The organism is Paenibacillus tyrphae, from assembly GCF_027925525.1.
Classification (GTDB): domain Bacteria; phylum Bacillota; class Bacilli; order Paenibacillales; family NBRC-103111; genus Paenibacillus_G; species Paenibacillus_G tyrfis_B.
The window spans coordinates 133271-155673 of sequence record NZ_BSDJ01000016.1 but is presented as its reverse complement, the minus strand read 5'-3'; the positions used below and the strand labels follow the sequence as shown (position 1 = coordinate 155673).

The window sequence follows — 22403 nt, the reverse complement described above, 5'->3', positions numbered from 1 at the left end:
AATTTATTACTGGATTGAAGAGGATGGAGAATTCTATTTTCGAATAATTGTCTCGTATCTCGAGGATTCAATCACCATCCTTGCAGATGATGCTAATATCGCGGTGCGTGCTTATAAGGCTCTTTGCGAAAGTTTGGCACGATGGAAGTTACAGTGAAGCGATTGTGCAACAATTGCCTCCCATTTACGTCAATAATTTTACTTAGAAATAATTGGGGGGGGTTGAAATGAAACGATATGCTCGTTGTTATTTGTATTAATATTTATAATTACTGGTTGTAGTACATACAAATCAAAAAAAGTTGGTAACGTGTTTTGAGGTGCAGTAAAGACAGATAAAAAAATAGAAACTGTCGAGGTCACATTTAATAATAGAAATGCTTCTGATAGTCTGATTAAAGTGACAATACCAGTAGTAAATAATGTATTTATTGGTTATCCTACACAGGACTTTTTCGAGTCTGAATTAACTCTATCTAGGGAATGGAAATTATCTGCGAAAGCGTTCGATGAGGAAGGAAATATAGCGGCTGAAACAGGTAACTAAATGAATGCTATCTTTCAATCTGTAAAATGATCGGTTAGGTTGAGCAACCTTGTGAAGCTAACGGACAGATTACTGGAACAAACAAAAGCCAGTTTCCATTCTTGACGAATGGAAACTGGCCTTCGATTACTGTGAACTTGATGATTACTTCTCATGGAAGCCGTTCTCTACAGTTGTATATGTTCTGGAAAGTGGAATGTCGCATTTACGACAAATATCCTTGCACCTTTCGTGAACGTTCTTTTGATTGTTTTTTTCATACCTTGAACCAGGAGCTCAATAGTTGCTTTGTTCGCAGTCGCAAGGTAAACTACATGCCCATCCGAAACTCTTTGTCTTTTCCATTTTGCATCAAATGTTGCCAATAATATCCGATTAGATACGGTGTGATTTAAAGGCACTGCCATATAATCGTACCTCCTTTTTGTTATTTGTAGTCATTAATACGTTGGAGGACGTGGGAATGAAAGGGACAAATGTTGAATGAAAATTATTTTATTAATCGAAACTATTCCCACTATTTAACGTCAAACTGGTGTAAACTCGGTATAATTAGAACCCATACATGAATTGGATAAGGGAGTCAACCTATGAAGTTCATATTTAATAATTTCACATGTGATGTTGAGATATTTAATAAAGATAACGATGATTTTGTAGTAAGGTTTTATGATAAAGCAAAAGAACAAAACGAAGACGAAATAATTAATCTTGTTATTGTAGATCCAGGTTATGGGTATATTTCTTTGAAAATTAAGGGCGAAGGAGCGTTATTGAGCGGATTTTTAGATGAAGATATTTTTATTACTGAGGAAATGGTAGACGCCGCAATTAATTACATCGAAGATTTAATCCCGCATGCAAAGAATAGATATATGCCGTATCACGTAGTCCGCTTCAAAAAAGCAAGCTATGTAGAATACAATGGTGAGTATTAATGGGGTTTTCGACCAAGTGTGACTAATCTTATGCATGGATCAAATTAAACTCTAACGGGTAACGTTAGTTTAACAAACAAGCTGCAATTGGTACATTTATCACTCAAAAAAGAACTCTCCCGAACTGAAGGGTTCTTACATTTTTATCCATACGTTTGCGAGTGGTGTCAGCTGCGCTGGTACTACCCCTAGCGTCGATAAACCAAAATCCCCGCCAGCCTAAGCAAGCGGGGTAAGTTTTCTAGAAAGTTATCGAAGCGGAACTTCTTTAAAGCACCACTTCTTGTGCCCGTCTATTGTTGCAACCATGGCAACACAATAGTACACCTTGGTTCCATTCGCATCAACACGGACTGCTAAACCATTCCCACAAATATATCTCGCTTTTAATGCATTATATTTTTTGCTTTCGTGTAATTAATTCCCGATTTTCCCACAGAAGCATGCGCAAGTTTGATTTTGACCCTTGAATAACAAAATGCGGAATTTGTCTTTGCTTTGCAATTTCAACGCAACTCCAGGTAGCTCGGTGCGATGTGGCTGTCAGTAGGAAAAATAAGGCGTCGGCTTTGCTTAAATCCGCGTGAATTCGCTCCGGTGCATCGCCGCTGTCATGGATGAGTATTGCGCCTGTCTCCGCAACAACCCCCTCGAACCATTTCCGCAGACCGCCGACAATGACAATTTTACAGTTTTCCAAGAATGGATCGGGCTTCGGTTTCTCGGCTTGCCTCCGGAGTAAAGATGGCTTATACGCTTTGAATTCTTGCTCGGCCGCAGTCTGTTTTGTTTTGCGGTACAAACGGGATAATCGGGCAAATCGCCCTTCGTCAGCAACATTGAATAGACACGGATCTCCGTCGTTAGGCTGTTGGATTTCAATATCTCGTCGATGCAATGGATATCGGTTTTGTGCATTGTTGATGTCTACACAGTACCAGGTGAAATAATCTCCCAGCTCGACATATCCATCGAATTGGCGGATCGGAGCATAAGTATCGTCTCCTTGAAGCAAAAGCTCAATTTCATAGAGTATCATGCCGTTTTGTTGCTTGCCTGGCGAGCACTGCACTTCGGCTTCATGCTCAAGCCCGTGTTGATGGACCATCGATTCCGTCACGTTAAACGATTTCCCGTCCTCCAGCACGACGTAACCGCCATGATCTCGTCGATAGAACGTACCGACACAAGATTGCCGGCTCACCTCTGGTACGCTTGGAACCGATTCAAACGAAGGATCGCTTACCTGTACAAGATCTTTCGGTTGCGCCTGCCCGGTTTCTTGCCGAAACTGTTCCAAAAGATCGATCAAGTCAAAAATTTTCCTTATCTGCGCCCTAAGAACAGATGCGTTCTCCGGATTGGCTTGCCGAAGCTCATGATACAGCTTGTCCGACTCCGGCATCAAGGAATTTAAAAGAAGCGCGATAAGCTCCTGTGTGTTACCTTGCCCCTTCCTCTCATGCCGTTGTTTCCATTGCTCCACTTCATGCGCCGCTTTTACCGCATCCGCTTTCATTTTCTCGACTTTCAATTCGGCTTCTTTCACCAGATCCAGCAGATCGTTTTTTTCCTGTTTCATACGATTCAGCCGGGCTTCCAGCTGATTCCGGCTGGCTTCCGCTTCCGCTTGTTGCTTCCGCGTTTCTTCTTTCAAAATCTGCAGCTCTGCCGCTAATTGCTTCTTTTCCCTTTCGATTTGTTCCAGCTTTTTCGATTGAGCTCTGAGTTCCTTGCGTAGCTGCTCGGCTTCCTTTTCCCTTGTCTGGCGTAAGGCAAGCTCATTCTTCAGCTTTTGTTCAATAACGGTTAGCTTTTCGTCGTTTGAACGGTCATCTTGCAGGCTCTTCGCTTCCGGGGCCTTCGCTTTTAAGCCTTCTTCAAATTCTCTTATGGCCTCTTCCCAAGATGTTCTTGCAGTCGCGCGGCCAGGATGAAACCGGAGAGCCCAATAAACATGCCATGGCCCAAATTTTAAGATATTCTCCTCTTTCGCAGCCAGAAAGGTTTCGAATGTGCTGGGAGATTCGTTATGCAACAAATCGAACACTGCAAATATGATAACCCAATAAAGCCGTTCTCGATCGGAGGTAAGATACTGTTTTTGTAGTTGGAGGAGCAATTTATGAAAGAGTGCATCGGGAAATTTTTTATTCTTGGAGAAAACAATGGGGAAATTTAAGAAATGGGCTATCGCTCGTTTTTGTTGAACGGATAGTTCGCTAATTAAAAATCTGAACTTATCGCCCGGGAAAGGAAGATTTGTCTCTTCTTGTATAGCTTGCACAAAAGTCGACTTTTGTTCCACATGTCCCTCAGCTATGGAGCTAATTTGACGGACTTCGGCCTTTTCGCTCATGGACATCCTCCCATTTCATGAATAAAACACCATGATTTAGGATTCGATGCTCAGTTCCTAATTCCTCCAATTTATACATAAATACTTAGGACCCAGTTAAAAATTCCTGCATCCCCGGGCTCCCCGCAAAGCGCCCGGAAGGCTTCACCTTCCTTGATTCAACCTTGCTTTGCGGGGCGGTGCAGCGACCGGAAGCGGATTTACTGCCTTGGCGGCTTGTTATATCCTCTGTCCCCATAGGGCTGCAATTTTTCCAGCCACGGCTTTTCCATCATTTTGAGCTCCCACTTCATATCCGTCACATCGTCCGTTTTCTGCTCCTCCAGCACCTCATAGGTGAAGGCTTCGGCCCCGAACTCCTTCCAATCCTTTTGCAGCTCTAAATTGGCGAATCTCCCCATATCCAGCTGCATCTTGATGGTCATCCACTTGTTCTTCAAGTTCGGATAGCTGTCCACGTAAATTTTGCCGCTGACTTTGTTTGTGATTTGGATGACACCCATGTAAGTCTTAATCTGCTTAAATTCCTCCAGCAGCTCCTTGCGTTTGCTCTTATCCATTGTTCAGTCTCTCCTTCTAGACCCGTCAATTATAAATACCGGGCGATAATCCGAACCAGCTTGGCCGGAAATTCATGTAGATTGGTAATATCCAGGAATCGCTCATTCCCGTAGATTTGACTGATGACATCCTTGTCTTGGCCGATCGCGGCGGCAAGAAATGTAATTCCTTTCCGCTCATATTCGGCGATCGTCTGCTGCATATCCTGAATCGCATAGCTTCCGGTATAATCGTCCATCGCTTTCGGCTGCCCGTCGCTTATGCTGATCAAGAGCTTCGTTTTTTGCGGCGTGGCCGCCAGCCGTTCCGCCATAATTCTTAAAGCCATGCCGTCGCGATTGTTGCTTCTGGCCCGAATTCCCATCAGGCGGAAACGGTCATTCGCATCGGTTCGCTCAAAATCGGTGTAGGCATAAACCGACATTTGCTCCAGTCTGGAAGCATCCGCCGTATCGCCATAGATCAAAACCGGGATATGACACAGCTGACAAAATTCATATACGGCGATCACTGCGCGCCTGGCCGCTTCCAATCTGCCGAAAGCCTTCATCGAAGCCGATTCGTCCACCCTCAGACCGACCACAAGCGAAGGCGATTCCGTCGGAGGACGTTTTTTGGCAAAATACCTGAAATCCCGGTACGCCACACAATCCGCTTGAAATTTGGTGCCATAGTAATGATTTTTGGCATAGTCAAAGGAAGCCTCGTGTTCCAGCAGCGGAAGCGTCTTTCTTGCAATTTCCCGCACGATCGGCATCAGTCCCTTGCTCAGCCGGACATATTCCTGCTGGTTGGCCTGATCGTAATCCGGACGGTGAACGACGAGCTTTACCTTGTGATGAATGGAATGGGACACCACTTCCCGAGCGTCTTGATTCAGCTTTTTGCGAAAATCGCGCTCTTGCCGCTTCGCCTCCTCTGACACGGGTTCAGGCTCGGGCGGATGATAAGCCGGGGCATTGCTCTCCCCCAAATCCGAGCTTTCCGTGCCCGCGTCGTCCTCGGAACCATCAGAATCATTGGCGACATCGGGCGTGCTCTCTTCGCTGTCCGCGCTTTTTTTCAATGCGATCGCATCATCGTCCGCAGGGAGGTCCAGATCCAAGCCGGAACTGTCGACATCTCCCCATGTCTTGATCTCTAAGGCTTCAGAATCCCGTTTTTTTTTACTTGAGTCTCAACCTCTTCCATGCTTGCTGTCAAGCCATGGCTTGCAAGCGCATCTTCCAGCAGCTTGATTTCCTCGGAATCGGTTGTGATCTTGTAGATGACTTTATGATAAAGAGATTGTTGGACGGAAGCCCCTTCGGCGACCGCATCGGCCCAGTAGAAGTACGAGCGCATTCCGGCTACCCCTTTAATCGCATTGGCGCGAGCGGTTTTGTCCAGAATAATAATGGTGTCTGCCAAAACATCCAATACCCGTTCGTTTCCGTATCCGGTTTTGGCCATGGCGCGTTCTATCATCACTTCTTTCGTCGGCAGATCCATCTTTTCCGAGTGCTGTACTCTGTCGCGCAATGCCTCGTTTAACGGCCTGGCTCCAGCGTAGCTGCGGTTTGTCGTGATGACCGCGATGAAATCCGGATGTCTGCGCACGATTTCCGTAGGAAGATTGATGCTGCCATCCAGCTCTAGAGCAGAGTTCAGTGCCATTAACACCGCGGCATCCCGAATGACGTTCGGCTCCTGGATTTCCAGAACGTACCCCTTCTGATAAGCCCGGACGATCTCGGAAGGGTAGAAACGATACTCTACCGCTTCGCCGTCGGTGTTTTCCGCAGCCAGCTTCAGCAGCTGCTTCATCTTATAGGCAGCCTGCTCCGGATCGATTCCCAGGACGTCGGTCAAAACCCCGGCTGCGCTCTGAAAACCGTCGCTCTCGTATAGCGCCTTCAACGCTGCTCGGTCCGCAGGCTCCAGCTTCTCCAGCCGTTCCGAAGAAATCACGGGCAAAATCGCGCCGATAATATCCGATTTATCCATGTCCGCAAAGCAGGTGACCTTCGTATACGGCAGCCCGAAATTCGCCGATAGCGCTTTGGCGAGCTGCGTTTTACCCGAGCCTGCGTCGCCCTCCAACAAAATGTTGGCGATTTTCATTTCGCCGCGATGCCAGTTGCGCTTGACCTCCGCACAAATGCGCCGTTCTTCTTCGCTGGCCTTATGCGTTGACGGCTTTTGCCATACAAGCGCTTGTTCCGCATCGCTCAGTTGTCTTGCAGGAGACAACACATATTCCTGACTCATTCCTTACCACTTCCCCTAATCCAAGTTAATACCCCATATCCTTCAAAATTCTGGATAACGTGCGCAGCCGCTCCCCGATCAACTCGTCGTCGTCGCTCAGAGCCTGATTGAACAGCTTGATATCTTCATTGATTCGCTCATTGTCCGTACAGATGGCCACGGTCATGGCATCCCCCTGCAGACCGACCCGGTCGATGACCGGCTCCTGCGGATCATATAAATGCTCATATCGGTAAGCTTCGCGAAAATGCGCCATCGTCCGGCAGATCAGAATAGACAAATCAAGAACGCGATGGAGCGGGAGCTCTTCCGATTGCCGGGACCATTTTTCCCCCGTGTATCGCCATACCTTGGCCGAAATATCGATTTTTCCCCTGTCATTCCATTGGGCCAATCCCAAGGATAAACCTTTGGCATCCGTGTTGCGGGCAAATCGGCCGTCAACGTGCTCATAATTTTCGGAAACGACAACCGGCTTATGCTTTAACGTAGTCGGTATTTTCATTTGATGACCTCTTTTCATTTATCGAATCACTTATTTACTAATTTACTAAATTACTAAATTGCAACTTCATTGTATCTTGCACTTGATCGAATGTCAACCCGTTGACTAACCCGGTGCTTCAAAAAGAAAAAGAGCCGTTTCAGCTTCCCTTATTATGGGGAAACCCGGCTGCTTTATATTGAAAGAAAATTAATTATATTATAAGTTAAGTAATATATTTACATTTTAATTGACAATTTAAGGTGAGGTGAATAATGAACGGACGGCTTAAAGCAATTTTATTAATAGTTGGACTTGGCTTTTCCAACTTAGGAAATTGGATTTATTTTGTCGCAATTAACATTATGGTTTTGAATCTTACGGGATCGGCGACTGCACTTGCAGGTCTATTCGTCATTAGACCTATTGCTATGCTTGTAACCAATTTCTGGTCCGGTAGTATGATCGACCGTATCAATGTTAGGAAACTCATGATATTTGTTGATGTCATTAGAGGCATCTTAATCGGCTTGATTCTTTTCGCTCCTTCGTTGTTCATTATTTACGCCTTAATGTTTGTCATTAATTTATTCGGTTCATTTTTTGGCCCAAGTTCCTCTGTATATATAACAAAGCTTATTCCAACAGAAAAACGACAACGATTTAATTCATTGATTAGTATGACTAATTCCAGCGCATTTCTGTTAGGACCGGCCATTTCGGGTTTGCTAATTATGACAGTCGGTGTTCATTTTTGCATCGTATTTAATGCAATAAGTTTCATTGTATGCGCTTTTATGATTTTCCTGCTTCCTGACGTAGAAAATAATTGTGACCATGCTCGCGGAAAAATCTCTTTCAACCTATTGGCCAATGATCTAAGGACAATGGTTAAATTTGCAAAATCATCAACATTTTTTATCTCTATCTATATTTTATTTCAAGCTGCTGCGCTAATAGGATATGCGATTGACTCGCAGGAAGCTGCTTTCATTAAAATGGTTTTGAAATTAACGGATATGGATTACGGCAATATCATAAGTATCACCGGCGTGGGATCGTTACTGGGATCTTTTTTTGCGGCATTAACTTCCCAAAAAATATCTTATCGTTGGTTTATGAGTTATGGCATATTACTGACTACTTTTTTTTATATCCTATTTTATGCATCTTCCAGTTTTATAACCGCAGCGCTATCATTTGCATTGTTGGGATTTTTTATGTCTTTTGCAAGCGCGGGATATGCCACATGTTTTCAAAATCACGTCCCTCCCGAAATGATGGGGAGATTCGCCAGCATAGCCGATATGATTCAAGGGACTATTCAAATTATGATCACACTTTTCGTCGGTCTGTTGGCCGATCTTATTTCACTGCGGCTATCCTGTCTCCTTTTCGCGGGATTTGCATGTTTACTTTGTATCCTTCTTTGCTTAAAAATGCTTGCATCATCGTCTAAATCAGAAAACGGAGCCCGCAAACCTGCGTGACTCCGTTTTTGTTGTTGTTATGTTAGGACAACGAACCAACCGCCAGACACTCCTCGATTTGGGAGCACATTGCCTCCTCGGTTTCCAAGCCGGCCCAATACATCTTGAGCTCCTGGTTGATGACGGACAGCTCTCTTGCGCTGATCTCCAGATCGGTAAAATACCGAAAGCCGGGAATCGTTTCGCGAAATAGCGAAAACCGCGACGGAAGATACCGTTTCTCTTCCCCTACCCACTCGGCGGCGTATTTTCTGGCGGGAAGACTGTACGTGTTCTGCCGAACGAAAAGCTGGGCCTTGTAGCCGGTCAAAAATTCCACCAGCTTGGCGGCGGCAGCCTTGACGCGCGATTGTCGATTGATCGCCAGCCCGATGTTCAGCAGCATCGTCATCGGCGTACCCAGATGCGGTACGGGTGCGATGTCAAAGGATAGTCGCTCACCAAGCAAATAATTCAAATAAAAATAACTGGTCATAATCATCGACGCTTTGCCCTTGGCCAGAAGCAGCTCCGATTCGCCAGTCGTCACCCCTTCCGACAGTGAGGGGATACTATGCTTCATCTCCCCGCAGTAGCGAAGCGCGTCCATCATCGGCGTGCCGGCAAGCTTAAGGCGGCCGTCTTCGTTCCGCGCGAACTTTTCTCCGGTCTGCAGCAGCAGAAGAGGCCAGCGGTTCGACGAATACAAGTCGCAGTGAAAGCCAAGCCGTTCGCCCGGAATGGCAAGCCGCGACGAATAGTCGATTAGATCGTTCCACTGCCAGCTGCTGTCCGGCTCGGATAAATTCGCCGCACGAAAGTGCTCCCGGTTATAACATAGAATGAGCGGGGAAAAAATAAACGGCTGTACGAGCTGGCGGCCATTCACTTGAAACGCGTCCGACAGGAAGGAATACAGCTCCGGATTGCGTTCCAGCGGCTCCAGCAGCCCTTCGTCTCCGTTCTCCACACATTCCTGAAAATTCATAAAGTTCATCATGACCACATCGAGGATGCCGCCGGACAAGTACTCGCTGATATAGCTGTAGTTGGTGCTGGATGTAGGCACGGCTTGTACCCGGATATGAGGGTTTTCCTTGTGAAAGATTGACAGCAGCTGATGAATTCCCGCTTCTCCGGTGACGGAGCTGTGAAAACCTAGCTTCACGGTAACGAAAGCTTCGTTCAGAGGACCGACAACCTTCGTGCCGACGCGCGGTATTTTTTCGATCAGCCCCTCCGACACGAGAACGTCCAGCCCTTTTCGCACCGTTTGGTTGCTCAACTGGAACTGCGCGGCGAAAGTTTTTTCGGAAGGTAAATAGTCTCCTATCGGCCGCTTTCCTGTCAATATATCTTCCCGCAACGTGCTGACGAATTCGCTTAGCCGCTCGCGGGGCGTTTTGCGACTTGTCCTTTGTTCCATCCTTAGACCTCACTTCCGCCCGATACACTGAACAGAACAGGAAATAGGGACCATCCTGTATCCGCTCTATTACTTGTTATTATAACAAGGTCCCGCTAAGAAATCGAAAAGTTGCCGGCGCTGTGTTTTACCGTATCGGTTTCCGCCGGCAGCGCCGTCCGGTTGACCTTCTCTTCCAGGCACGATGTCATGAAGAAGTAACCTCCGCTTCCGAAAGCGCCGTCCGCCGCTTCATACTTGCCGCCCGTGAAGTGAGAGCCGATGGCCTTCAGCTTGTTCTTTCCGCCTTGGATCTGGAAATGTGCCGTGTCCGCGTCCGCAGCGGCGCTTCTGCAGTTTCCGAAATTCCACGTGATGACGTTCGTCGGATCGACGCTCTTCAGGAACGCCTTCTCGCCGTTTGTTCCGCTGAATACCGCGCCGCCGTCGATCGCGATCCACTGGTCAGGTTTATTTTTCGGATTGTTGACGTCGCCGACCTTGTCCCATGCGCCGGTGAACAAGAAGCAGCAATCCGCAAGTCCGCCGCCCTGCATGACGATTTCACGTGCGCCGACCTTAATCATGCCTCCTGCCTGAGGCAGTCCCTTAAACCAAGTATTGATAAGGGTCAGCTTATCGATACTCCCCAAATTGACATCCTCGACGTTGTAAAACTCGCTGTTGAGAATCGTCAAATCCCCGCTGCACGGCATATAGCCGATTTGGTTCGTTCCCGAGCGGATCGGACGGGCAACTTCATAGCCCTTCAGCATGCCGAAGGAGCAGCTGTCGATCATATTTTTCCTTGTGCCCCGAGAGGAGCTTTGCGAAATCGTAATCATCTCTTGCGCCGTACAGCCTCTCATTTGCAGACCGTCCATGTTGACCCAGAACGAGCCTGAATTCGCCATTTTCACGCCGGGCTTCGTATACGTCACGACGGCATGGCAATCCTCAAGCGTCAGATCGGTAAGCCGTTTGTGCGCGACGATCCGCGATGCGATATGCTTCTTGACGGTCACCCGCTTGGCGCTGTCGCCCCAAGTCGAGCCGCTGTTCGCGAACGACAACAGGCCGGAGTTGTTGATATATGTCAGGTCGTGCTCGAATTGACCGTGCGTGACGAACGGACCGTACTCGTCGCCGTCTCCGTGGCAGTTCTCGACCATGCAGTAGGCCGCGCACGTAAAATCATTCAAGTGACGGGCGTTGCTCGTGTTGCAATCCCTGACGTGACCGTACAGCACGTTGATCTGCTGCGTCAAGTAACCGGTGCCGCCCCAATCGCGTTCTTCCGGGTTCATCAGTTGACAGCGTTCCGTCACATAATGGGTGCTGTACCTGCGCATAACGACCGGCCAGAACACTTTGATCGCCTTGATGCCCGATGCGTCGCATTCGACCGCGAATTCGTACGCGACCGGATTCGACCCGATCTGGTCCCAAGTCGGGAACGGCCGGGTGCTCGTGCCGTTAGGCGGCACCGGGATGCCGATAAAGCTCATGTTCCGCACATGGCAGCGGAAAACCGGGTTGATTTTCCGGTAGGTCAACTGGCGTCCCTTCGCCAGCGGCCAGCCGAGCTTATAATTGAACCGGACATGAGTAGAGTCGAGAATTTCCGTTACTTTGATAAGGTAATCAAGCTCACGCTGCGCGTTTCCGCCCGGATTGTTCTTGATTTGCGCATGCCACCAGCTATCCACCGCGAAAATGGACGAATCGGCGACCTCGAAAATATCCGAGTACTCCGGCAGTTCTTCGCTCAGCGTCACGGTGTGGACCATGTCGGTTTTGATCCCCTGGAAAAACATAACGGCGCCAAACGGGTTGTCTAACTTATTCAGCTCGATCCCCTCGGTTGTTACGGTATGTCCCTGAAAATCAATCTCGATATCGCTGCGGTGAAATACATGGCGCTTGACGAAATTCAAATCCGAGTACGCTTCGATCCGGCGGATCGACAGATCGTTGACCATTGCGTCCAGCGCCCCGTCCGCATTCGTCTTCATATCGAAAATGCCGAACCAGCGAAAATCCCCTACCCCGTCGTGCACGACTTCAAAGCAGCCTTGGCCTTTTGCCGGCTTGTGCACCGTGCCGCCGTTATCGGCTTTGACGCTGCCCGCCATATAGCGAACGAGCTTGCCTCCCCCGTCGCCGCTTTTGTAGTAGCCGCCAACAAATACATGCAAGCCATCCTTGAGCTGGCCAGGCGGAAGTGACAGCAGTTCCTCCACGCTGGCGACCCACAACGTTTGACGATCCCCCTTGCCTTCGGCTTGTAGACTTTCCGCCGAAGCAAACCGCGAGCCCCCGAAGGCGCTGCCGGCCAATATCGCCCCTCCGATTCCTAAGGTTTTGAGCACTTTTCGTCTGCTGATCGCTTCGTTCGCCTTATCGTTTGTTCCATTTTCGGAGTAGAACATCGTTCAACAGCTCCTTTTCGATGGGTATCCGTTTTCCGATTTGAACTTTTTCAATCTGGTTTCATACTGATTCACAAAATGCGAAGATCCTCAAATAAATAACGACTTCTGGTTTGTTTTAGGTTTGTTTTTTATGTTCATCATCCACAAAAATGTAAGCGTTGTCAATTCTTTTTTTTAAATAAAAAAGAACCCGAAAAGCTTCGGATTCTTAGTTAGCTAGATATCAGTACCACAGATCCGCCGTAGGGATCTCCCGCAGAGCGGCCAAAAACGATTTTTCGTTATCCACGTACAGCTCGGTATCGAGATAATACAGCTTTTTATCGTCCAGACACTGCTTGATGTAGTCCTCATTCACGATACTTTTGTCCTTCACGTTGGCTGCAAACGCTTGAAGTTTGGGCAGTGCGGTCTGGCGGTAGTCCAGCCACGAATGATGAAACCCGGCCGGTTCCTCCAGGCAGTAGATGTCTGGATATAGCCCTTCGGCAATCCCCTTCTTTCTTAGATAATCCGCCGAGAAAGGCATGCTTCTAAAAAAGCGTCCGGACATCGCAAAGACGCGATAGCTCCAGTGCGGAGCGCCGTGATTGGAGCGGCAGAATAGATTCAGGAAAAAGACGGAATAGTGCATTTTGACGGTAATGACTTGACGTCTTTTCACCTCGGAGACAATCCGGTCCGCCATTCGGCTGTCGATGATCTCGTCGAAGTCGGCCAGAATGATCACGTCGTCATCCTCGACCCGCTCCCGCAAAATGTCAGCGCATCGGCTTCTTTGGTACGCTTCGTTATGAAACGCGCTGTTGTAGCTCAGCAAGCGCCAATACCAACGGTCAAAGTTCGCCGCTTGGCACGTGTCCGGGTTGAAATACAATTGGTGCCGCTCCGGCTTGCGAAACGCGTTGTCGGCTTGCAGCGAATGGTAAATCAACTTCGGACCGAGATAAGCCGGATCGAAGTTTCGGGGCTTGTCCGCATAGCTGAAAGTCTTGTTGGCCTCAATCACGTGAAGCTCGTCGACCCAGCGGGCATCTTCTTTCAATTTGATTTCCGCCACCCGGTTTTCGTTGAAAAACGGGCAAAATTCATAAATTTTCATGACCGGAAGCTCCCTTCTCCTGTCGTAGTCAGCGTGTTAACCTCGATACAATGGCGCAAATGTTCGGTAAACCGGCGCACTAGCCCGACAATCGTTTGTTCTTCGTAGTGCAGCGTGCTGTAATAGCAGGTCAAGCTCAGCCTGTCCCGCTTCAAGCAAGCCGTCATGTTTAACCAATAAGCGGAAGGATTGTCCGGCGCGCTGGTATTTCCGTACGGAAGGGTCAACGGCTCGTAGAAATCGTCGGCTTGCCATGCCGTTTCCTCCGATTGGTAGTGGAACAGCATGCGGCTTTCATCGATAAGCGGCTCCGCCTCCGGATGAAGCTCAGGAATGATGTGCCGCAAAGCAAAATAGTCTATGCCTTCCTTGGGAATATCGTGCAGCGTCCGCTTGACATGCTCCAGCAGCGCCTCGGCATCACCCAGAAGCTCCTGCTTCCCGATGCGGATTCGCACGGGATACGCCCCGGCAAAAAATCCCACCGTGCGATATATCGCAATGTTAGGCAAAAAGGACTCGCGCTGGTAGGACATCAGATGCAGCAGCAGATCCGGCTGCTTTTTCAAGTCGTAGCAAGCCCGGGACAATGCCGTTAACAGGACGCCGAGCGGAGTGGTTTGCCGCTGTGCCGCCAATGCTTTTAGCAGGCCGACCTGCCCCGTGCCTTCCAGGAAATCAGAGGTGATCGTCGCCATGTGGCGGTGAACCGGCCATTCCTGCACTTCCCAATCGGCCTGCAAAGACTTGCCGCCTCCGACAACGTCCCTCCAATAGGCTGCCGCCTTGGCCGGAATGCCCCCTGCAGCGTATTGCGTCAGCGCCAGGCACCAATCGCGGTAGCTGCTTCCTGCTTCCCTGTCGGGCACTTCATCAGCCCCCGATAAGAGAAGCTGTCTGAAATCGTCCAGAAAGATGTTCATCGACATCCCGTCAAAAATCAGATGATGGAACAAGAGGAGCAGCACCTGCCCGCTTCCGCCGCCATAATGGTCGAACAATACGGCTTTCCACAAAGGACCTTCCACGATATTAAAATCATGCTGAAGCTTCGAGCAGTAGTCCGAGATGAAGGCATCGTGGGATGCCGAGGTCTCCCGCAAATCTACATAGGCAAATGCCCGATCGTAATCGATGTCCCGCTCAACTTGGTACCATTCTCCGTGATCCAGCTGGGCAAAGGTTAGCCGCAGCGCCGCATGCCGATCGACCAGAAGCCGCAGCGCACGATTCATCTCTTGCTTCGTGATCCGCTGCTTGAGCAAAGCCAGATAAGGCACGTTGAACATGTTGCGGTTCTTCAAGTCGCGGTTGAAAAACCGTCGTTGCACCGCCGACAGCGGAAATCCGTCATTTGGATACGTCTGCTGTCCCGAAGCCGAAGCCATTTCCGTATCCGGGCGGGCCTCCATAGCCGAAGCCGAATCCGGCGCCGAAAGCGTCTCGCTCAAGGAGCGGGCCAAACGCTCAATCGTTTGCTCCCGGAAGATTTGGTTGACCGTTACCGGATAGCCGTTCTTTTGCAGCAGGCTGACGATGCGCAGCGCATGGAGCGAATGGCCTCCCAACGCGTGAAAATCTTCATCCTTGCGGATGTGATCGAGCTTCAGCACAGTGCGCCAGATCTGCCCCATCAGCTGCTCCAGCCCGGTTGCGGCACCGGGTTCGGACGTCTGTTCGGTACGCCGCGCTTCCGGCAGAGGCAGTCTTGCCCGGTTAATTTTCCCGTTGACCGTTAACGGAAACGACTCCAGCCGGACGTACCGGAAAGGAAGCATGTACGAAGGCAAGCCGTCAGCCATAAAGGCTCGAAGCCGTTCTTCCGGAATGCCCTGTTCATCCATCTCCGATGTATAATAAGCGATCAGCCTTAGCTCCCCTTGGAGCTCACGGGCGGCGACGAGGCATTGCTTGACGGCGGGATAGCGGCCAAGACGGTACTCGATTTCCCCGGGTTCAATCCGGAAGCCGCGAAGCTTCAACTGGCCGTCGCTCCGCCCGATATATTCGATGTTGCCGTCCGGAAGCCATCTCCCGCGATCGCCTGTCCGGTACAGCAGCAAATTTCTTCCTTTTTCCCGATCCTCGGCGGAAGCGTACGGATTCGGAACAAACCCCTTCCTCGTCAGCTCCTCCTGCTTCCAATAGCCGCGCGCAACGCCGTCTCCTCCCACGTAGAGTTCTCCGACCGCTCCGACAGGCTGGACACGTCCCTTTTTGTTCAATATGTAGCACGTCGTATTGCTGATCGGCTTGCCGATAGGGATATCGCGTTCAAAAGCCCGCTCGATCGGATAGCTCGTCGAAAAGGTCGTGTTCTCCGTCGGACCGTAGGCGTTGAGAATGGTTAGCGACGGATACGCGTGCCGCAAACGATTGATCGGCTTCGGCGATAACGCTTCGCCGCCTAAAAGCAGCCAACGAAGTCCGGAGAACATCGTTTCGTTCTCTTGGGTCCACTGATTACATAATGCGGCAGTGAGCCATACCACGTTGATGTCCCATGCCTTCATCCGCTGCTCCAGCAGGCGGACGTTCATCAGATCGTCTTTGGAAACGACGAACAGGCGGCCCCCGTTCAGCAGCGTGCCCCAAATTTCAAACGTGGAAGCGTCGAATACCGGCGACCCGGTATAAAGCAGCTTGATATCCGGGGAGAACGGGAAATAGTTCGTATGCTTCACCAGACGGACGATGCTGCGATGCTCCACCATTACGCCCTTCGGCTTGCCCGTCGAACCGGACGTATACATCAGATAGGCAAGATCGGAGGCGGCCGCTGGAACGCCCCCTTCTTCTTCCAGCCCCACAAATGTAATGTTGTCGAAATCATCGGCGCAGATCAGCTTTAAGCTCATACCCTGAGACGCTTCCGCCAGACTGTCCGCTCCGCTGCGCGAGGTGATGATCGTGTCCAGTCCGGCGTCCCGGATCATGTCGCGTGTACGCTCCGCCGGAAAATCGGGATCGATCGGCACATAGGCGCAGCCCGCCTTCAAGATGCCCAGGATGGAAACGATAAATTCGAGCGAGCGTGGCAGACAGACGCCAATGAGCTTCTCACGAACCGGCGCATCCGCTGCGAGCAAGCTCGCCACATGCCGGGATAGTTGGTCGAGCCGTTCGTAAGTCACGACCTTGTCGTATGCGATCACCGCCGGTTGGGAAGGCCGGAGCCGGACCTGTTCCCCGAACAGCTCGGGAACCGTGCTCTCCCTCGGGTACTCCGTGAACGTACGATTCCAATCGTAGACGATTCGATCATATTCGTCTTCGGGCATTAAACGAATGTCTCCGACAGCGCAATCCGGATGTTCCACCGCAAAATGCAAAGCATGACGCAGATGCTCCGTCAACCGTCGCACCGTCTCCTGCTCCAATCGGTCGGCATCGTAAATCAGCTTGATGACGATCTGTTCTCTGTCGCTCGCGATGGTGATCGTCAGCGGATAATTCGTTTTCTCGCGTTCCTCCATCGCCGACATGTTTAGTCCGCTCGCCGGCTGACGGTAGTCGTTCAAATAATTTTCGAACGCGACAATGCTGTGAAACAGCGTTTGGCCTTGGACGGAGCTCCAGCCCTTCAATTCGTTCAGGCTGACGCAGCAGTAATCGTTCAGCTTTTGAATCGTGTGATGAAGCTCCTTCACATAGTCGGCGACGGACTGCTCCGTATTCCAATGCATGACCAAGGGAAGTGTATTAATCAGCAAGCCGGTGATACGGTCCGCTTTGGGAAGGTCGGAGCCACGGCCGGACACGACCATGCCGAATACGGTGACATCCGCATCATGAAGCACTTGCAGCACTTTTCCCCAAGCGAACTGCACCAACGTATTGAGCGATATTTGCGTTTGCTGCGCAAACGCTGTCATGTGCCTGGTAAAGCTTGCATCCAATTGCAGCGTCTCGGTCTGCTGCTTGCGGATCGGTTGATGCGCATCGAAGCGCATACCGCTTTTCTCCATCGGCAGTGGGGTCGGCTCGGTAACATCAGCCAAATAAGCCTTCCAGAAGGTTTCGGCCTCCGTCCGGTCCTTCGTCATCAGCCACCGGATGTAGAGTTCGAAAGGGAGCGACGGATTGCGCTGAGGCGTTATGTTCTGCAAGCTGCATTCATAGAGGTCGTGAACCCGATTGAGCAGCAGCGGCAGGCTCCATCCGTCCAGCAAAATATGGTGGTAGCTCCAAACTACCGTCCACTCCTCCGAACCGCTGCGAATCAGCGCAAGGCGGTACGCGGGCCGTCGCAGGTCGAAGCGGCGCTCGCGGTCCAGCGTCATCCACTGTTCGAAGTAATCTTGCTGTCGATCCGCAGACTGCGAGACGATATCCTCTATCGTCCACTCCGGTTCCGCTGCTTGAACGACGCACTGTACCGGCTCGTCCAGCGCTTCCCAGACGAAGCACGTCCGCAAACAATCGTTTTCGGCAACGACACGCTGCCACGCTTCCCGATAGCGGGTAACATCGAGCCTGCCTTCGTATTTCCAGCTCGTCTGTACAAAATATTGGTCGGAGGACGGATGATCCAAATAATGGAACAAAAGTCCTTTTTGCAGCGGACTAAGCGGCATCATTTTATCCAGACCGTCTGGCGCATGGTACGTATTTACGATCCGGTCCAGCAAATGCTGTTCGATGGAAACCAGTGGAAAATCGCTCGGCGTAAACTCTTCGCTCTCTTTCTCCTCGCAGTGTTCGATAATGTGAAGCAGATAAGAGATGAAGGATTCCATCAGGCCGGCAATCGTTGCTTCCTCGTAATGACGTCTGCTATATTTCATGAACAAATGCAGCTGACCCTGAACGACGGAACAGTTAAGCTCCAACAAACTCGTTCCGTGGTTCCGCGGCGAGCTATGATCCTGTGCGGCATCGCGCGTGAAGCTTAGCCATTCGTTCGCTTCCCCGGCTTCGGCCTGATCGAACTGGCCCAAATAGTTGAACAGCGCCTGCGGCTCGGGAGCGGTCAAGGCCGTTCGAACCGCCTCGTCCGGATAGCAGTACCGCAGAGCCCCGTACGAGATGCCTCGATCAGGAATGCGGCGTAGTTGCTCCTTGACGGATTTGATCGTTTCTCCCAACGGAGCGTCAGCCGACAACCGGATGCATACGGGAAACATCGACGTGAACCAGCCGATCGTTCGGGTCAAGTTCATGTCGGATACGGAATGCTCCCGTCCATGGCCCTCCAGCCGGAAGGCGACTGTCCCCTGTCCGGACCAGGCGGACAGCATCAGCGACCAGGCGGTAAGCAGCAGATCGTTGATCTGCGTATGGTAAGCGTGAGCGCACCGGTGCAGCAGCCGCTGCGTATCGCTTGGCGACAGCGTTGCGACAAGCTCCGCGGATTCGGCGCTGCTCCGGTGATCCGAGCAACGGTCTACGGGTAGCTGGAACGCGGCGGAACGGGTCAGCACATCGCTCCAATAGCCGATATGGTCGCGCTGCTCCTCTTTTTGGGCATAGTCCGTGATCGCAGCCTGCCACTTTTTAAACGGGCTTGGAACCGGCGGCAGCTCGGAGCCGTGATACAACCGATACAGCTCTTGAAGCAAAATTCTCCAGGAAACCCCGTCGATGACCAGATGATGTACGGTAAGAAATAGACGAATTTTACCGTCAGGATGTCCTTCGATCAACCCGGCACGAAGCAACGTTCCCGTTTCGTAGTTCAGTTGGCCGTGCCATTTCGCGCAGACGGCAGCAATTTCCGGATCGGGGCGCTCTGTCTCCCGAATGGTGTGGGAAGCAAGCCGTACGACAGCATCCATTCGGTAGCGCTGCACATACGTATGCCCGCGCCTTACGAATTGCGCCGCCAGCTCCGGGTGCAGCCGGACCAGCCGGTTAAGAGCCATCTCCAACCTCGCCGGGTCGCAATGGTTGAGCAGCAGCATATGCGATTGATTAAAGTAGTTCGGCTCTTCAAACCGCTGCTCGAAAAACCAGTGCTGAATCGGCGTCAGCCCGAATTCGCCCGCCAAATCGATGGCCTGCTCCTTCTGCTTCCCGCCGTCCACCCAAGCGGCTACGGCCGCCAAATCCTTCACGGTCGGATGCTCCGCCACTTGTCTGGGCGTCACGACAATTCCGTGGTCCCTGGCCATGGATACCGTCTGAATAGCGAGGATCGAGTCTCCCCCAACGGCATAAAAATGATCGTTGACCCCGATATTTTGCCGCTTAAGCAGTTGCCGCCAAATGTGAAGCAGCCGCTTTTCCATTTCGTCTTCGCCCGTTTCCTGCGCCTTTTCGGTAGATTGCTCCCACACCGTATTCGGATGAGGAAGCGCCGACCGGTCCACTTTGCCGTTAGTATTCAAAGGAAACGCTTCCAGTCGACAAAAGTAAGACGGAACCATGTAGGACGGTAACACGGAGGATAAGTGCAGCGTCAATTCGGCCTCTTCCAGCTCTTGGGAAGAAGTATAGTACGCCGCCAGCTTCTGATAATGCCCGTCGTGCCACGCCCGGACCATGCATTGGCGGATGCCCGGATACTGCCGAAGCCGATGCTCGATTTCCCCCAGCTCGATGCGGTAGCCTCTAATCTTGACCTGGTCGTCGCTCCGGCCGATAAAAATCAATTCCCCGCCCGGCGTCCATTTCACGATATCTCCGGTTTTATATAACCTCTCAATTTGTGGAGCGTGCCCATCCCCCATCACAAACTCTTTGTAAACGAACCGTTCCTGGGTCAGCTCTTCGCGGTTCAGGTAGCCTCGGGCCACCCCGACGCCGCCCACCCACAGCTCACCGGGAACGCCGACCGGAACCGGTTGGCCGAACGGATTCAGGACAAACAGGCGTTTGTTGTAAACGGGCTGTCCGATCGTCACTCTTTTCCCCGGCCGACAGAGCCCTACGGAACAAATAATCGTCACTTCGGTCGGACCGTATGCATTCAGGAAAAAGCGGTCTTTTCCCCAATCGTTCACAATATCCGGCGTACAAGCCTCCCCGGCCGATACGATCGTTCGCAAGCCGGGCAACTCCCGCTTACTCATCGTTCGTAAGACGGCCGGGGTCAGCATGGCAAGGTGAATGTTTTTTTGTTCGATCACGTCCGAAATATCGGCATATGGAGGCAGTTCCTCTTCCGACAGGACAACGATTGTTCCACCGACCGTTAACGTTCCGATCCATTCGTAAACCGACGCGTCAAAGCTGATGGAAGCGAATTGCAGCACGCGCGTCTCCGAAGTCAGCCCAAACTTGTCGATAAGATAAGGAATCAGCGCAACAAGTCCGGCGTGTTCGATGAGCGCGCCCTTCGGTTTTCCGGTGGAGCCGGACGTATAGATGACGTATGCCAGATCGTCCTGTTTGACCTCAACGTTTAAATTTTCAGCGGAATCGCAAGGTTGCGCAAGCCACTCGTCGATACAAATAAGCGTCACCGCCTCCATACCGGCTTGAGAAATGACCGGCTCCAGCCTGGCGGCCAATTGGCTGGTTGTCACAATGATTTGGGCTTGAGCGTCCTCCAAAATAAACCGAATGCGTTCCTCCGGATACTGAGGATCGATCGGAAGGTAAGCCCCTCCCGTCTTCATCACGCCCAGCATGGCCGGAAGCACATCCGCGCTTCGTTCCAGCATGATAGGGATCAGCGTCCCTCGCGGCAGATCGCTCTGCTCGTTCCTCCGACACGCATCCATAATGACGCGGGCAATTCGGTTAGCCCGGCGGTTTAATTCGAAGTAGGTCAGCTTCTGCTGACGAAACTCCAAGGCGACCGCCTCCGGCGTCCTGACCGCTTGTTCCTCGACCAATTGATGGACGGTTTTACGTGCAGGATATGCCCTGTCCGTATCGTTCCATCGGAGAAACTGCTTCCCTTCGATTGCGGTCAGGAACGGGTGGAAAAGCACGGGCTTCTCAAGGCCATACCATGCGTTGGTCAGCAGTACCCGGAACTGCCCCGCGAGCCGGGATATCTGCGTTTTGCCGAACCGCTTGCCGTCATACTGAATCGCGCATTCGAATTCGTCGACACGATAAAGATAACGAAGTACAATCTCCGGCTGGTTCATGCCACGCGGAGAACTTTTCGTATTGACGTCAGGAAGCAGACTCCTTCCGTGCACTTCCAAGATGCCGACGTTAAAATAGTCCCCGCGCCCTAGTGCAGAAAGCCCCCCTTCCGCTTGCTGCGCCAACGTTCCGCTCCAAGAACCGCCGCCTGTCTTCCGATCATCCAATTGCGTTTTGACCTTGCGCACTAAATCCAGAAGACAGTCTTCTTTCCGAATGTTGACGAGCAGCGGATAGTTAGGATAGCTTTCGCCCCCGGCTTCGTCCGGCAAAACGGAATACAAAACGGGCACCTCGTATTGATTGGCATAATGGGAAAGCAGGACAGACCATACCGCTGTTAGAAAAGATGGCATACAAAGCTGATGCCGACAGACAAATTCCGTCATTGCTTTGAATTCCCGATTCCCCAAACGGATCTTATGGAAATCATAATCGCCCACGGGTTCACCCTGGTCCCTGTTATTCGAAAACAGCGGCAAGCCGTACCGGCTACCGCCCAAGGAATCGCGGAAGGCTGTTCCGTCAGCAGGTATCATCGGTTCTTCATCTCCTCTCTTTATTTCTGCACGTATTCCCTCGTAAAAACCTATATCATAAAGCACCTATAAAACAGGGAATTTCATAGATATTTTCCATTACTCTACTATAGCCCAAACTATGTATAAATTTCCATTATTAATTATTAATACAAATGCAATTTTCCAGAATTAATAAAAAAACAGAGCCCGCAAAACACGCGTGACTCCGTTTATTTAACATATTCACCATTTCGAAGAATAGATTTTTTCCAACTATCCTGGATACTCG

12 protein-coding genes are annotated in these 22403 nt (G+C 50.8%); 2 read left to right on the top strand and 10 right to left on the bottom strand.

From position 1 onward, the window contains the following. Positions 1 to 714: 714 nt before the first annotated feature. The gene (locus QMG93_RS20220) at positions 715 to 954 is read right to left on the bottom strand and encodes a hypothetical protein (protein ID WP_281939571.1); all 240 of its coding nucleotides are present in this window, start codon (positions 952 to 954) and stop codon (positions 715 to 717) included. Between the two features lie 183 nt (positions 955 to 1137). Here QMG93_RS20220 and QMG93_RS20215 point away from each other — a divergent pair, with 183 nt between their 5' ends. Next, positions 1138 to 1485, top strand: coding sequence for a hypothetical protein (locus QMG93_RS20215; RefSeq protein ID WP_281939569.1), 348 nt, complete (start codon positions 1138 to 1140; stop codon positions 1483 to 1485). A 394-nt stretch (positions 1486 to 1879) separates the two neighbouring features. Here QMG93_RS20215 and QMG93_RS20210 read toward each other — a convergent pair whose 3' ends face one another. From QMG93_RS20210 to QMG93_RS20190, 5 genes are all read right to left on the bottom strand, one after another. Further along, entirely contained in the window at positions 1880 to 3844 is a 1965-nt protein-coding gene (locus QMG93_RS20210) for a hypothetical protein (RefSeq protein WP_281939567.1), read from the bottom strand. A gap of 200 nt (positions 3845 to 4044) precedes the next feature. Next, positions 4045 to 4404, bottom strand: a complete 360-nt coding sequence (locus QMG93_RS20205; RefSeq protein ID WP_281939566.1) for a GIY-YIG nuclease family protein — start codon at positions 4402 to 4404, stop codon at positions 4045 to 4047. Positions 4405 to 4433: 29 nt separating this feature from the next. Then, positions 4434 to 5471: a vWA domain-containing protein gene (locus QMG93_RS20200; RefSeq protein WP_281939565.1), complete on the bottom strand. Its 1038-nt coding sequence runs from the start codon at positions 5469 to 5471 to the stop codon at positions 4434 to 4436. A gap of 74 nt (positions 5472 to 5545) precedes the next feature. Continuing rightward, entirely contained in the window at positions 5546 to 6655 is a 1110-nt protein-coding gene (locus tag QMG93_RS20195; RefSeq protein WP_281939564.1) for an AAA family ATPase, read from the bottom strand. 25 nt (positions 6656 to 6680) lie between these two features. After that, positions 6681 to 7160: a DUF6530 family protein gene (locus QMG93_RS20190; protein ID WP_281939562.1), complete on the bottom strand. Its 480-nt coding sequence runs from the start codon at positions 7158 to 7160 to the stop codon at positions 6681 to 6683. A gap of 254 nt (positions 7161 to 7414) precedes the next feature. Between QMG93_RS20190 and QMG93_RS20185 the strand changes: the two genes are divergently transcribed. After that, positions 7415 to 8629 (top strand): MFS transporter, encoded by a 1215-nt coding sequence (locus QMG93_RS20185; RefSeq protein ID WP_281939560.1) that lies wholly within the window; start codon positions 7415 to 7417, stop codon positions 8627 to 8629. Between the two features lie 22 nt (positions 8630 to 8651). Here the strand turns inward: QMG93_RS20185 and QMG93_RS20180 are convergent, their stop codons facing one another. From QMG93_RS20180 to QMG93_RS20165, 4 genes are all read right to left on the bottom strand, one after another. After that, the gene (locus tag QMG93_RS20180) at positions 8652 to 10034 is read right to left on the bottom strand and encodes an extracellular solute-binding protein (protein ID WP_281939558.1); all 1383 of its coding nucleotides are present in this window, start codon (positions 10032 to 10034) and stop codon (positions 8652 to 8654) included. A 95-nt stretch (positions 10035 to 10129) separates the two neighbouring features. Further along, the gene (locus QMG93_RS20175) at positions 10130 to 12445 is read right to left on the bottom strand and encodes a hypothetical protein (protein WP_281939556.1); all 2316 of its coding nucleotides are present in this window, start codon (positions 12443 to 12445) and stop codon (positions 10130 to 10132) included. 226 nt (positions 12446 to 12671) lie between these two features. Further along, positions 12672 to 13550 (bottom strand): hypothetical protein, encoded by an 879-nt coding sequence (locus tag QMG93_RS20170; RefSeq protein ID WP_281939555.1) that lies wholly within the window; start codon positions 13548 to 13550, stop codon positions 12672 to 12674. Then, positions 13547 to 22132: a non-ribosomal peptide synthetase gene (locus tag QMG93_RS20165; protein WP_281939553.1), complete on the bottom strand. Its 8586-nt coding sequence runs from the start codon at positions 22130 to 22132 to the stop codon at positions 13547 to 13549. Before QMG93_RS20165 ends, QMG93_RS20170 begins: the two co-directional genes overlap by 4 nt. Between the last annotated feature and the right edge of the window lie 271 nt (positions 22133 to 22403).

What these genes read in the sequence shown, in the direction of transcription:
- QMG93_RS20220 (WP_281939571.1), bottom strand. Translation starts at nt 954, where the DNA reads ATGGCAGTGCCTTTAAATCACACCGTATCTAATCGGATATTATTGGCA.
- QMG93_RS20215 (WP_281939569.1), top strand. Translation starts at nt 1,138, where the DNA reads ATGAAGTTCATATTTAATAATTTCACATGTGATGTTGAGATATTTAAT.
- QMG93_RS20210 (WP_281939567.1), bottom strand. Translation starts at nt 3,844, where the DNA reads ATGAGCGAAAAGGCCGAAGTCCGTCAAATTAGCTCCATAGCTGAGGGA.
- QMG93_RS20205 (WP_281939566.1), bottom strand. Translation starts at nt 4,404, where the DNA reads ATGGATAAGAGCAAACGCAAGGAGCTGCTGGAGGAATTTAAGCAGATT.
- QMG93_RS20195 (WP_281939564.1), bottom strand. Translation starts at nt 6,655, where the DNA reads ATGAGTCAGGAATATGTGTTGTCTCCTGCAAGACAACTGAGCGATGCG.
- QMG93_RS20190 (WP_281939562.1), bottom strand. Translation starts at nt 7,160, where the DNA reads ATGAAAATACCGACTACGTTAAAGCATAAGCCGGTTGTCGTTTCCGAA.
- QMG93_RS20185 (WP_281939560.1), top strand. Translation starts at nt 7,415, where the DNA reads ATGAACGGACGGCTTAAAGCAATTTTATTAATAGTTGGACTTGGCTTT.
- QMG93_RS20180 (WP_281939558.1), bottom strand. Translation starts at nt 10,034, where the DNA reads ATGGAACAAAGGACAAGTCGCAAAACGCCCCGCGAGCGGCTAAGCGAA.
- QMG93_RS20175 (WP_281939556.1), bottom strand. Translation starts at nt 12,445, where the DNA reads ATGTTCTACTCCGAAAATGGAACAAACGATAAGGCGAACGAAGCGATC.
- QMG93_RS20170 (WP_281939555.1), bottom strand. Translation starts at nt 13,550, where the DNA reads ATGAAAATTTATGAATTTTGCCCGTTTTTCAACGAAAACCGGGTGGCG.
- QMG93_RS20165 (WP_281939553.1), bottom strand. Translation starts at nt 22,132, where the DNA reads ATGATACCTGCTGACGGAACAGCCTTCCGCGATTCCTTGGGCGGTAGC.